The organism is Citrobacter portucalensis (assembly GCF_023374935.1).
In the GTDB taxonomy this organism is placed as follows: Bacteria; Pseudomonadota; Gammaproteobacteria; order Enterobacterales; family Enterobacteriaceae; genus Citrobacter; species Citrobacter portucalensis.
This window is the reverse complement of the sequence record NZ_CP092466.1, coordinates 2,274,851-2,287,629: the sequence shown is the minus strand read 5'-3', so window position 1 is coordinate 2,287,629 and position 12,779 is coordinate 2,274,851. Positions and strand designations below refer to the sequence as shown.

Here is a 12,779-nt window from a genome sequence, read left to right as displayed (position 1 = left end):
CTCACGTCCTTATCAGTTATGTGCGCCATGTAAATGCCGTGGACGGGAGGGGGTAAACCCTGGACTGTAACGCGCCACGCTCAGATCGTCATAAGGTATGGCTGGCGTGCGGCCAGAAAGGATATCGCTCAGCAGCTGACCGGAGCCGCAGGCCATGGTCCAACCCAGCGTGCCGTGGCCGGTATTGAGCAGCAGATTCTTAAAGCGGGTGCGCCCCACCACCGGCGTTCCGTCCGGCGTCATCGGACGCAGTCCGGTCCAGAAGGTTGCCTGCTCCACATGACCGCCGCGCGGGAAGAGATCGCGTACGACCATTTCCAGCGTTTCACGACGAGGTTGTAGCAGTTCTGTATTAAAGCCGACAATCTCCGCCATGCCGCCAACGCGAATACGATTGTCAAAGCGGGTAATAGCGATTTTGTAGGTTTCATCAAGGATAGTAGAAACCGGCGCACCGTCGTCTTGCGCCACCGGAATGGTCAACGAATAGCCTTTGAGCGGATAGACCGGGATATCAACGATCCCTTTCAGCATTGCCGTGGAGTACGAACCAAACGCCATCACATAGGCATCGGCTTTAACTATCTCTTCGCCGCACTGGACGCCATAAATCTGCTCACCATCGCTCAGCAGCTTATCGACCGGGGTATTAAAGCGAAACTTAACGCCTGCCTGCTCCGCCATCTGCGCCAGACGCTGGGTAAACAGCTGGCAGTCGCCGGTTTCATCATTCGGTAAACGCAGACCGCCGGTCAGCTTGTGCGCCACTTCTGCCAGTGCGGGTTCGACTTCCGCCAGACGGTTTGCTTCTAGCAGTTGATATGGCACGCCCGCATCTTCTAGCACGGCGATGTCGCGGGTAGCGTTCTCATACTGTTGAGCGGTACGGAAAAGTTGCAGGGTTCCGCCCTGGCGCCCCTCGTACTCGATACCGGTAGAGGCGCGCAGCGCTTTCAGGCAATCACGGCTGTATTCCGCCAGTCGCACCATGCGTCCTTTATTTTCCATGTAGTGGCTGGTGTCGCAGTTGCGCAGCATCTGCCACATCCATTTCAACTGGAACTGGGTTCCGTCAAGACGGACGGCCAGCGGAGCGTGGCGCTGAAACATCCACTTAATTGCTTTTAGCGGTACGCCTGGTGCCGCCCATGGTGCTGCATAACCTGGAGAGATTTGCCCCGCGTTCGCCGCACTGGTTTCCAGTGCCGGACCGGGCTCACGATCAATGACGGTGACATCGTGTCCAGCCTGACTTAAGTACCAGGCGCTGGTCACGCCAACGACACCACTTCCCAGTATGACAACTCGCATAGCCACTCCGTTAACAGTAAAAGAACAATCATCTAATTACATCTTGATAACTCAGTTGAAAATATTATTCAACATATGGCTTTTTTATGGTGACTTACCTCACATATAGCGGTGATGGCTGGGGACTCTCCGCTTTGGCATCTCCTGCTGTGCGTTATTTTTATCCAGCATAAAATTTTGCGGCCATGCCATTTTTCGACGCCTCGCTAACGTGAAATCGCAAAGAAAAAATTTCTGCCGCAGCACGTTTTTTAACACCATGATCTATGCTTGACATGAGGTACTCCAGACAGAGAGTGCCGCCAACAATGAGGGTGCGCGAATGGCTACGATTGATTCCATGAACAAGGACAGCACACGGTTAAGCGATGGACCCGACTGGACGTTTGATCTGCTGGATGTCTATCTGGCAGAGATAGACCGCGTGGCGAAACTCTACAGACTGGATACCTACCCGCACCAAATCGAGGTGATCACCTCCGAACAGATGATGGACGCTTATTCCAGCGTCGGGATGCCGATCAACTATCCTCACTGGTCGTTTGGTAAAAAGTTTATTGAAACCGAGCGCTTGTATAAGCATGGTCAGCAGGGGCTGGCCTATGAGATCGTTATCAACTCCAACCCATGCATCGCGTATCTGATGGAGGAGAACACCATCACTATGCAGGCGCTGGTGATGGCGCATGCCTGCTACGGACACAACTCCTTTTTCAAAAACAACTACCTGTTCCGAAGCTGGACGGATGCCAGTTCCATTGTCGATTACCTGATCTTCGCGCGAAACTATATTACCCAGTGTGAAGAGCGTTACGGCGTGGATGAAGTCGAAAAGCTGCTCGACTCCTGCCATGCGCTGATGAACTACGGCGTTGACCGTTACAAACGCCCGCAAAAAATTTCCCTACAGGAAGAGAAAGCCCGTCAGAAAAGCCGTGAAGAGTATCTGCAAAGCCAGGTGAATATGTTGTGGCGCACGCTGCCGAAGAAAGAGGAAGAGAAAACCGTGGCGGAAGCCCGGCGTTATCCCTCTGAGCCACAGGAGAACCTGCTATACTTCATGGAGAAGAACGCCCCGCTGCTGGAGTCCTGGCAACGTGAAGTCCTGCGCATTGTACGCAAGGTCAGCCAGTATTTTTATCCGCAGAAACAGACGCAGGTGATGAACGAGGGCTGGGCCACTTTCTGGCATTACACCATCCTGAACCACCTTTATGATGAAGGTAAAGTCACCGAACGGTTTATGCTGGAGTTTCTGCATAGCCATACCAATGTGGTATTTCAGCCGCCCTACAACAGCCCGTGGTATAGCGGGATAAACCCTTATGCCCTGGGGTTTGCCATGTTCCAGGATATCAAACGTATTTGTCAGTCGCCGACCGAGGAGGACAAATACTGGTTCCCGGACATAGCGGGTTCTGACTGGCTGGAAACCCTGCATTTTGCGATGCGCGATTTCAAAGATGAGAGCTTTATCAGCCAGTTCCTGTCACCAAAGGTGATGCGTGATTTCCGTCTGTTCACCGTGCTGGATGACGATCGTCACAACTATCTGGAGATTTCAGCGATTCATAACGAGGAAGGATATCGTGAGATCCGCAACAGGTTGTCGTCGCAATACAACCTCAGCAACCTGGAGCCGAATATTCAAATCTGGAATGTCGATCTGCGTGGCGACCGTTCGCTCACCTTACGCTATATTCCGCATAACCGCGCACCGCTGGATAAAGGACGCAAAGAAGTGCTCAAGCACGTACACCGGCTTTGGGGTTTTGACGTGATGCTGGAGCAACAGAATGAAGATGGCAGCGTGGAGCTGTTGGAGCGTTGCCCGCCAAGGATGAACGGTCTGTAAATCTTATTGCCGGAGGCGGTGTAAACACCTAATCCGGCCTTCGAAGTGCACGTATTGTAGGCCGGATAAGACGCTTTGGCGTCGCCATCCGGCTTTGAGCAATTAACGACCCTGAATCGCCAAATCGCCCGGCAGGCTCTTTTGCATGCGATGCCAAATTTCGCCACTGTCGTGACCATAGCGGCGCACCGTTTCATACACCTGCTCATGAGCGCCCTGCTCGCAGAGTTCTGACAGTTTACGGTAGAAGCTCAGCGCCAGCGCGCGCGCTTCCGGATTGGCAAAATAATGACGGCCAATGCGGGTATATAATCCTTTCATACCGTTGAGGATCAAACCGTAAATCGGATTGCCGGAGGCAAATGCCAGGCCGCGGAAAATGTTATAGTCCAGATCGGCAAATGCGTCAGCGTGGTCGGCCACCTGATTTGCCGTCGCCAGAACCTCCTGTGCTTTATCAGGATGCTGGCGAAACGCAGTGCGAACAAAGATCGTCGAAATATTGGTACGCACGGACAGCAGATTATCAATCAACTGCGGGACACTCTCGTGATCGAGACGCGCCAGCGTTTCAAGAATATTCAGCCCGGAGGTTTCCCAGAAGTTATTCACCTTCGTCGGTTTGCCGTGTTGAATGGTCAACCAGCCATCTCGCGCCAACCGCTGCAATACTTCGCGTAGCGTGGTACGTGTCACCCCAATAAGTTCGGAGAGTTCACGTTCAGCGGGCAAAATAGTGCCAGGTGGGAAGCGGTTATTCCAGATACTTTCAATGATGTACTCTTCCGCGAACCCAGCCGGGCTTTGCGCCTTAATGACCATAGTAAAAATTCCATTACACAGCAAAACATAGTTACACACATCATACCAGATGGGTATCTTAGCTGATAGCTGACGCAATGAAGAAAAAGTGGATCAAGGCTTCATTTTCCAAATAACGCTACAGTACAGCCAACCTTACCAGTCTCGTGAATAGCTTGCCTGTGCTCCCTCCTCCCGCTAAGCTTTGCGGTCAAACATAAAAACATGATTTCATTTTTAAAGGTAGGGAAATCACCATGGAGCTATCATGGGGCCGCGCTATGTGGCGCAATTTTTTAGGTCAATCACCAGACTGGTACAAACTTGCACTGCTTGTCTTCTTAGTCGTTAACCCGATTATTTTTTTCATCAACCCTTTTATCGCCGGCTGGTTGCTGGTGGCCGAGTTCATTTTCACGCTGGCGATGGCGTTAAAATGTTACCCACTGCTGCCAGGCGGGCTGTTGGCTATTGAAGCTGTAATTATTGGCATGACCAGCGCCACGCATGTGCGTGAAGAGGTTGCCGCAAACCTTGAGGTGTTATTGCTGCTGATGTTTATGGTGGCAGGCATCTACTTTATGAAGCAGCTATTACTGTTTATTTTCACTCGTCTGCTGCTCACTATTCGCTCCAAGACGCTGCTGTCACTGTCTTTTTGTGTTGCAGCCGCTTTTCTCTCTGCGTTCCTCGATGCGTTGACCGTCGTTGCCGTGGTAATCAGCGTTGCGGTCGGTTTTTATGGTATCTACCATCGCGTTGCTTCTTCTCGCGCGGAAGACAACAACATGCTCGATGACAGCCATATCGATCAGCACAATAAGGTCGTTCTTGAGCAGTTCCGCGGTTTTCTGCGTAGCCTGATGATGCACGCGGGGGTCGGTACGGCGTTAGGCGGCGTGATGACCATGGTGGGTGAGCCACAAAACCTGATTATCGCCAAAGCGGCTGGCTGGCATTTTGGCGACTTCTTCCTGCGTATGTCGCCAGTTACCGTCCCGGTACTGATTTGCGGCCTGTTAACTTGTGTGCTGGTCGAGAAATTGCGCTGGTTTGGCTATGGCGAAACGCTGCCGGAGACCGTCCGTGATGTCCTGCAACAGTTTGACGATCAAAGCCGCCAACAACGTACCCGCCAGGACAAAATCAAACTGATTGTCCAGGCGATTATTGGCGTCTGGCTGGTCGTTGCTTTGGCACTGCATCTGGCAGAAGTCGGATTGATCGGTTTGTCGGTCATCATTCTGGCAACCTCGTTGACCGGCGTCACCGACGAACATGCGATAGGTAAAGCCTTTACCGAGTCGCTACCCTTCACCGCGCTGCTGACCGTGTTCTTCTCTATTGTCGCGGTGATTATCGATCAACAGCTCTTTTCGCCGATTATTCAGTTTGTTTTGCAGTCGTCTGAACATGCACAACTGACGCTGTTTTATCTCTTCAACGGCCTGCTGTCTTCGATCTCTGATAACGTTTTTGTTGGTACGATTTATATCAATGAAGCCAAAGCCGCGATGGAACATGGGACCATCAGCCTTAACCAATTTGAGCTGTTGGCGGTGGCGATCAATACCGGGACCAACCTGCCTTCGGTGGCCACGCCTAACGGCCAGGCTGCATTCCTGTTCCTGCTGACCTCTGCACTGGCACCGTTGATTCGCCTCTCTTATGGTCGCATGGTGTGGATGGCTCTGCCTTATACTCTCGTCCTGACGCTCGTCGGCCTGCTTTGCGTCGAGTTCACGCTAGTTCCGGTGACCGAGTGGATGACTCAAACGGGCTGGTTAGCTACACTTTCATAACAATTAACCGGGCGAATCACTGCCCGGTTTGACTTTTTGCATGATAAATATCCGATTACGCAAATTTTCAATTCCCGCTAGTGGCGCATAAAGTGAATTGGTTTAAACTGCGGTCTCTACGCATGTTGCAGGGAAATGATTATGTTGCGATTTTTAAACCAGTGCTCCCGAGGTCGTGGAGCATGGTTATTGTTGGCGTTAACCGCCTTTGCGCTGGAGCTCGTCGCGCTGTGGTTCCAGCACGTCATGCTGCTAAAACCTTGCGTGTTGTGTATTTACGAACGTAGCGCATTATTTGGCGTGATGGGGGCAGGGCTGGTGGGTGCTATCGCACCAAAAACACCGCTGCGCTATGTGGCGATGATAATCTGGATTTACAGTGCCTGGCGCGGACTTCAGTTAGCGTATGAGCACACCATGATCCAGCTGCACCCATCCCCGTTTATGACCTGTGATTTTGCCGCACGCTTCCCAAGCTGGCTTCCACTGGACAAATGGCTGCCGCAGGTGTTTTTAGCGTCCGGTGACTGTGCTGAGCGCCAGTGGTCTTTTTTAACCCTGGAAATGCCGCAGTGGCTGTTGGGGATCTTCGCCGCCTACCTGGTGGTCGCCGTGCTGGTGGTGATAGCACAACCGTTCAAACCGAAAAAACGTGACCTCTTCGGTCGCTAACAGAGACGCTCCTTCGGGAGCGTTTTTTTTGCTTTAAATTCATTGCCTGCTGGCATCTATAAGATGTATATTAAATACATCTTATAGATGCCACACCAAGGAGATGTCTTATGTCCCATTTACGCATCCCGGCAAACTGGAAAGTTAAACGCTCTACTCCCTTCTTCACAAAAGACAACGTCCCAGCAGCACTGCTTTCTCACCATAACACTGCAGCAGGCGTTTTTGGCCAGCTTTGTGTGATGGAAGGTACGGTAACGTATTACGGCTTTGCCAATGAAGACGCAAAAGATCCTGAAGTGAAAGTGGTGATTAATGCCGGTCAGTTTGCGACCAGTCCGCCGCAGTACTGGCATCGCGTTGAATTAAGCGACGATGCGCAATTCAACATCAATTTCTGGGTTGAAGATGACAACCATGGCGATGAGATGTATCAGGCGAAAAAGTCTTAAGCCTTAACGCCTGCTAATCGATGGGCGGCTTAGTCCGCCCATGAAGGTTTGTTCAAAATATGATCCTGCCAGTCACGCACTTCCGATTCTTTCACCGCAATATGACGTACTGAAATACGTTCACCGTGCATCGCCGCTTTTGATCCCGTCAGCAGTGGATGCCACTCCGGCAGCCCTTTACCTTCCGCTAGCAGACGATACGCACAGGTCATCGGCAGCCATTCAAAGGTAGGCAGATTATCGCGCGTCAGTTTGATACAGTCAGGCTCGTACTCGAATCGGCGTTCGTAATTACGGCACTGACAGGTTTTGATATTGAGCTGCTTACACGCGACGTTAGTAAAATAGATTTCGTCGGTGTCTTCATCCATCAGCTTATGCAGGCAGCATTGACCACACCCGTCACATAATGACTCCCACTCGGCATCGGTCATTTCATCCAGGGTTTTACTTTGCCAGAAAGGTATGTCGCTCATCAGGGTATCCGCTATTGCAATAAAGCTGCACCTTATAACCAGTCTGGCACGCTGATGCAAGTTTTGCCGCCCGAAAAGGCGGCAAGAAGAGATTACAGCACGCGTGTCGTCAGCGTTTGACCATGAAAACTGATAGCCAGCTCATCACCGCTGTTTAACGGCCCAACGCCCGCTGGCGTCCCCGTCAACACAACATCGCCCGCTTTGAGGGTAAAGAAACGACTCATGTAGGCAATCAAAGGAACGATGTGATGGATCATATCCGCCGTGGTGCCGTGCTGGCGCTGCTCACCGTTAACCGTTAACCCGAGCATCGTATCCTGAGGATCACCATTAAATTCCGCCACCGGAATAAACCCTGACAGCGGGCAAGAGTTATCAAAGCCCTTCGCTTTTTCCCACGGCTGCCCCGCCTTCTTCATTTTGCCCTGAATATCACGCAGGGTCAGATCCAACGCGACGCCATAGCCCGCGATGGCTTTGCGCACATGTTCTTCCGTCGCCTGACGTAGGGTCGCGCCAATTAGCACAGCCAGCTCAACTTCATGGTGAACCGAACCCATATCAGATGGGATCACCAGCGGCTGGCGTAAATCGCACAGCGCGGTTTCCGGTTTAATAAACAGCACCGGCTCTTCCGGGGTACTTCCGCCCATCTCTTTAATATGATTAGCATAGTTACTCCCTACGCAAACCACCTTACTCACCGGATAATCCAGCAGAGCACCATGCCAGTTATGATGTTGATACATTACTTTCCCCTAACGTAGTTATCAATTTCAGGTACTGCATCGATGGGGCGTGCTGCTGCCGGATGCAGTTTAACGTTTATCGTCTGGTGTATTTTGTTTCGTCGCGGCCAGATGCTGTTTAAGTAAATCTTCTGGCGGCGGTGGTATTTGTAAATAATAGCCCTGCTCGGTGAGTGCCTGTTTTACTTTTTCCAGATCGGCATTAACCAGCTTTTTACGGCCATCAAGCGGCAACATCATTGCCAGCGTCGGCTGACCAAATCCTTTCATCAGTTCTTCAGGAACTCGCGAGAAATCGTCTTTTTTTTCGACATATAAATAGGTCTGGTCACGTTTACTGCTTCGGTAGATCACACAAAACATATCTTTTACTCTGAATTCACGGAATGGTGGCTTGCCTCAATATAATACTGACTATAACATGCCTTATAGTCTTCGGAATATCACCCCGCGCTGGGGATGATAAATAGCAAATTGAGTAAGGCCAGGATGTCAAACACGCCAATCGAGCTTAAAGGCAGTAGCTTCACCTTATCAGTGGTTCATTTACATGAAGCAGAACCCGAGGTTATTCGTCAGGCGTTGGAAGACAAAATCGCGCAGGCACCTGCTTTTTTAAAACATGCTCCCGTAGTGGTTAACGTGAGTAGTCTTGAAAGCCCGGTAAACTGGTCAGCGCTGCAGAAGGTTGTCGCGTCTACCGGATTGCGCATTATCGGCGTTAGCGGATGCAAAGACGCCAGACTCAAGGCTGAAATCGACGAAATGGGTCTTCCTTTACTGACTGAAGGTAAAGAAAAAGCTATTCGTCCTGCGCCCGTTGAGGCCCCGGCTCCCGTCGCTCCGCCACAAAACGTTACTCCCATCACAAAAACACGATTAATAAATGTGCCGGTTCGTTCCGGTCAGCGCATTTATGCACCACAATGTGATCTGATTGTTACAAGCCACGTCAGTGCAGGCGCAGAGCTTATCGCTGATGGCAATATTCATGTTTATGGAATGATGAGAGGCCGTGCGTTGGCAGGCGCAAGCGGTGACCGGGAAGCGCAAATTTTTTGTACCCATCTGACGGCAGAACTGGTGTCTATCGCAGGTGTTTATTGGCTGAGTGATAAAATCCCAGCAGAATTTTATGGCAAAGCGGCACGTCTGCAATTAGCAGAGAACGCTTTGACAGTTCAACCGTTGAATTGATCCCTTTTTAACAAGGAATTTCTATGGCACGCATTATTGTTGTTACTTCGGGTAAAGGGGGCGTTGGCAAAACCACCTCCAGCGCGGCCATCGCTACAGGTTTGGCCCAGAAGGGAAAGAAAACTGTCGTTATTGATTTTGATATCGGCCTGCGTAATCTTGATCTGATTATGGGTTGTGAACGCCGCGTCGTTTACGACTTCGTCAACGTTATTCAGGGCGATGCGTCGTTAAATCAGGCGCTAATCAAAGATAAGCGTACCGAAAATCTCTTTATTCTTCCGGCCTCACAAACTCGCGATAAAGACGCGCTGACGCGTGAAGGCGTCGCGAAAGTTCTGGACGATCTGAAAACGATGGAATTCGACTTCATCGTCTGCGACTCTCCGGCGGGTATTGAAACCGGTGCGCTGATGGCCCTGTATTTTGCCGATGAAGCGATTATTACCACCAACCCGGAAGTCTCCTCTGTACGTGACTCTGACCGTATACTGGGTATTCTGGCGTCGAAATCTCGTCGCGCGGAAAACGGTGAAGATCCAATTAAAGAGCATTTGTTGCTGACGCGCTACAACCCTGGCCGCGTTAATAAAGGTGACATGCTGAGCATGGAAGACGTACTGGAAATTCTGCGAATCAAGCTGGTTGGCGTGATTCCTGAAGATCAGTCAGTCCTGCGCGCGTCTAACCAGGGTGAGCCGGTTATTCTCGACATCAATGCTGATGCCGGTAAAGCCTATGCTGATACCGTAGACCGTCTGTTGGGAGAAGAACGTCCTTTCCGCTTCATTGAAGAAGAGAAGAAAGGTTTCCTCAAACGCCTGTTCGGAGGATAAGTTATGGCATTACTGGATTTTTTTCTCTCGCGGAAAAAGAGCACAGCGAACATCGCTAAAGAGCGACTGCAGATTATTGTTGCGGAACGTCGTCGTAGTGACGCCGAGCCACATTATTTACCGCAGCTGCGTAAGGATATTCTCGACGTTATCTGTAAGTATGTACAAATTGATCCCGAAATGGTCACGGTACAACTTGAACAAAAAGACGGCGATATTTCGATCCTCGAACTTAACGTGACATTACCTGAAGCAGAAGAGTCTAAATAAGCTCTTTTGTCGCTAAATCATGGTTACGAAAAAGGCAGATTATTCTGCCTTTTTTATTTTCTGTCTCTGACTAACCTATCGAGCATTTATTCCAAAGTAAACTTTGGGTAGTTTTCGGCAAAATAGCGGCGCAAATACTCAACCGTAATACGGATTTTTGCCGACGTCGCCAGCCGGGAGACATAAACCGCCCATATATTGGCGGGTTGATAATACTCAGGCAATATATGCACCAGATGTCCGCTGGCAATGTTGTCGCAAACGTCCCACCACGAACGCAAAGCAATTCCCTGCCCATCCAGACACCATTGATGTACCACTTCGCCATGGTTAGACGACAGCGGCCCCGTAACCTTTATTGAGTGTGCGCCCTCTTTATTACGCATTTGCCAGATACCAAACGGATGGTCGCGTTCTTTAATAACCAGGCAGGGAAAAGTAGAAAGATCGTTCAGTTGTTTCGGCACTCCATGCTGCGCCACAAACTCCGGCGAGGCGCACAGAATACGATAGTTAGTCGCCAGCTTGCGGGCAATCAGGTTCGGCGCGATATCATCCCCGATACGAATATCGAGATCGACGCCCTCATTGACCATATCTACCAGACGGTCTTCAACATCAAACCTCAGTTCTAACTGCGGGTACTCTTTTGCCAGCGCAGACAGCGCCGGAGCGACCACCCGGCGGCCAAAACCAAAGCTACTGATAATTCGTAGCATCCCCTGCGGGATCTGCCTGGCATCGGACAGCTCGTCCATCATCTGATCGACATCCTGCAGGATCCGCTGTGCCCATTCGTAGATCCGCTCCCCCTCTTCCGTGATGGTTACGCGCCGCGTTGTTCGGTGCAACAGCACCACGTTCAGCGTTTGCTCCAACAGGGCAACGCGCTTACTGATAAAAGCCGGAGATACGCCCAACTCTTCGGCAACGGCGGCAAATCCCGCACGACGTGCAACCAGCATAAAGACGCGTAAATCATTTAGCAGCGGCAGATTATTCATGATCTGTGTTTTATGTTTCACCAGTTAGGGGGATTAACTATTAATAAGTCAATTATAGGATACGGGGAAAGTCAATTTTGATGGCGTACAAGTGAGAGCTGCTATGAAGAAAACCTGTCGTATTGCCGCTATCCCCGGAGATGGCATTGGTAAAGAAGTCCTGCCTGAAGGCATTCAGGTGTTGCAGGCAGCCGCCGAGCGTTGGGGGTTGTCACTCAGCTTTGAGCAAATGGAATGGGCCAGCTGCGAGTACTACGCCCATCACGGAAAGATGATGCCGGATGACTGGCATGAGCAGTTACAATCCTTCGATGCTATCTATTTTGGTGCCGTTGGCTGGCCGGACACCGTGCCGGACCACATCTCATTATGGGGCTCGCTGCTTAAGTTTCGCCGCGAATTCGACCAGTATGTCAACCTGCGCCCGGTACGTCTGTTTCCAGGCATACCTTGCCCGCTGGCTGGCAAGCAGCCTGGAGACATTGATTTCTATGTGGTGCGCGAGAACACCGAGGGAGAATACTCTTCACTCGGCGGACGCGTAAGCGAAGGTACAGAACACGAAGTGGTTATCCAGGAGTCGGTCTTCACCCGTCGCGGCGTCGATCGTATATTGCGTTACGCTTTCGAGCTGGCACAAAATCGCCCGCGTAAAACCCTGACCTCGGCGACCAAATCCAACGGCCTGGCCATCAGCATGCCGTACTGGGACGAGCGTGTAGAAGCAATGGCGGCTCACTATCCCGAGATCCGTTGGGATAAACAGCATATTGATATACTCTGCGCCCGCTTTGTGATGCAGCCGGAGCGTTTTGACGTGGTGGTTGCCTCCAACCTGTTTGGCGACATCCTTTCCGATCTGGGTCCAGCCTGTACCGGAACGATTGGCATTGCGCCTTCAGCCAACTTAAACCCGGAACGCACCTTCCCGTCTCTGTTCGAGCCAGTACACGGTTCGGCCCCCGATATCTACGGCAAGAACATCGCCAACCCTATAGCGACTATCTGGGCTGGCGCCATGATGCTCGACTTCCTTGGCAACGGTGATGCTAACTATAAAGCCGCACACGACGGTATTCTGGCTGCAATTGAGCAGGTTATTGCCAGCGGCCCGAAAACACCGGATATGAAAGGCACTGCCACCACCCAACAGGTTGGTGAGGCCATCTCTCGGGCATTGCGTTAGAGGTCAAACCACGGAATATGAGCCGCGTCACTGACGCGGCTTTTTTATGCTTTTTATGGCGCCAATAACCTGCGCCAATTCACCTTTTATTATTTCCGTTCCGTGTTTTATTGCTTCACGCATCGAGCAATTGTTTAATTCATGTAAAGAACAAATAATAAAATT

The 12,779-nt window shown here is 51.0% G+C and carries 14 protein-coding genes; 8 read left to right on the top strand and 6 right to left on the bottom strand.

All coding sequences use genetic code 11. The features are described from left to right. Positions 1 to 12 precede the first annotated feature (12 nt). Positions 13 to 1,311 (bottom strand): D-amino acid dehydrogenase, encoded by a 1,299-nt coding sequence (locus tag LY264_RS11190; RefSeq protein ID WP_003833553.1) that lies wholly within the window; start codon positions 1,309 to 1,311, stop codon positions 13 to 15. Between the two features lie 322 nt (positions 1,312 to 1,633). Between LY264_RS11190 and LY264_RS11185 the strand changes: the two genes are divergently transcribed. Then, complete coding sequence (locus tag LY264_RS11185; RefSeq protein ID WP_003833557.1) at positions 1,634 to 3,166, top strand: SpoVR family protein; 1,533 nt, start codon at positions 1,634 to 1,636, stop codon at positions 3,164 to 3,166. 102 nt (positions 3,167 to 3,268) lie between these two features. Here LY264_RS11185 and fadR read toward each other — a convergent pair whose 3' ends face one another. Then, positions 3,269 to 3,988, bottom strand: a complete 720-nt coding sequence (fadR, locus tag LY264_RS11180; RefSeq protein WP_003833559.1) for a fatty acid metabolism transcriptional regulator FadR — start codon at positions 3,986 to 3,988, stop codon at positions 3,269 to 3,271. Between the two features lie 236 nt (positions 3,989 to 4,224). Between fadR and nhaB the strand changes: the two genes are divergently transcribed. From nhaB to LY264_RS11165, 3 genes are all read left to right on the top strand, one after another. Beyond that, the gene (gene nhaB, locus LY264_RS11175) at positions 4,225 to 5,769 is read left to right on the top strand and encodes a Na(+)/H(+) antiporter NhaB (RefSeq protein WP_008785014.1); all 1,545 of its coding nucleotides are present in this window, start codon (positions 4,225 to 4,227) and stop codon (positions 5,767 to 5,769) included. Between the two features lie 141 nt (positions 5,770 to 5,910). Continuing rightward, a complete protein-coding gene (gene dsbB, locus LY264_RS11170; protein WP_003844060.1) occupies positions 5,911 to 6,441 on the top strand; it encodes a disulfide bond formation protein DsbB in 531 nt (176 codons plus the stop codon). 110 nt (positions 6,442 to 6,551) lie between these two features. Continuing rightward, positions 6,552 to 6,893, top strand: a complete 342-nt coding sequence (locus LY264_RS11165; protein ID WP_048224138.1) for a TehB family protein — start codon at positions 6,552 to 6,554, stop codon at positions 6,891 to 6,893. A 29-nt stretch (positions 6,894 to 6,922) separates the two neighbouring features. On the opposite strand, the gene LY264_RS11160 is transcribed toward LY264_RS11165, so the two are convergent. From LY264_RS11160 to LY264_RS11150, 3 genes are all read right to left on the bottom strand, one after another. Then, complete coding sequence (locus LY264_RS11160; protein WP_003020944.1) at positions 6,923 to 7,369, bottom strand: YcgN family cysteine cluster protein; 447 nt, start codon at positions 7,367 to 7,369, stop codon at positions 6,923 to 6,925. A gap of 92 nt (positions 7,370 to 7,461) precedes the next feature. Beyond that, a complete protein-coding gene (locus LY264_RS11155) occupies positions 7,462 to 8,121 on the bottom strand; it encodes a fumarylacetoacetate hydrolase family protein (RefSeq protein ID WP_048235224.1) in 660 nt (219 codons plus the stop codon). Between the two features lie 69 nt (positions 8,122 to 8,190). Then, entirely contained in the window at positions 8,191 to 8,484 is a 294-nt protein-coding gene (locus LY264_RS11150) for a YcgL domain-containing protein (protein WP_003833735.1), read from the bottom strand. Between the two features lie 126 nt (positions 8,485 to 8,610). Here LY264_RS11150 and minC point away from each other — a divergent pair, with 126 nt between their 5' ends. From minC to minE, 3 genes are read left to right on the top strand one after another with little or no spacing between them, the layout of a single operon-like run. Further along, on the top strand, positions 8,611 to 9,318 hold the full coding sequence (gene minC / locus LY264_RS11145) for a septum site-determining protein MinC (RefSeq protein ID WP_048224142.1): 708 nt from the start codon (positions 8,611 to 8,613) through the stop codon (positions 9,316 to 9,318). Between the two features lie 23 nt (positions 9,319 to 9,341). Continuing rightward, positions 9,342 to 10,154 carry a septum site-determining protein MinD gene (gene minD, locus LY264_RS11140; protein ID WP_003020956.1) on the top strand — a complete coding sequence of 271 codons (813 nt, stop codon included), beginning with the start codon at positions 9,342 to 9,344 and terminating at the stop codon, positions 10,152 to 10,154. Between the two features lie 3 nt (positions 10,155 to 10,157). Continuing rightward, positions 10,158 to 10,424, top strand: a complete 267-nt coding sequence (minE, locus tag LY264_RS11135) for a cell division topological specificity factor MinE (RefSeq protein ID WP_003833739.1) — start codon at positions 10,158 to 10,160, stop codon at positions 10,422 to 10,424. An 86-nt stretch (positions 10,425 to 10,510) separates the two neighbouring features. On the opposite strand, the gene LY264_RS11130 is transcribed toward minE, so the two are convergent. Next, positions 10,511 to 11,428 (bottom strand): LysR family transcriptional regulator, encoded by a 918-nt coding sequence (locus LY264_RS11130; RefSeq protein ID WP_003833741.1) that lies wholly within the window; start codon positions 11,426 to 11,428, stop codon positions 10,511 to 10,513. 103 nt (positions 11,429 to 11,531) lie between these two features. On the opposite strand from LY264_RS11130, the gene LY264_RS11125 reads away from it, so the two are divergent. Further along, a complete protein-coding gene (locus LY264_RS11125) occupies positions 11,532 to 12,614 on the top strand; it encodes a tartrate dehydrogenase (protein ID WP_048224144.1) in 1,083 nt (360 codons plus the stop codon). Positions 12,615 to 12,779: the final 165 nt, after the last annotated feature.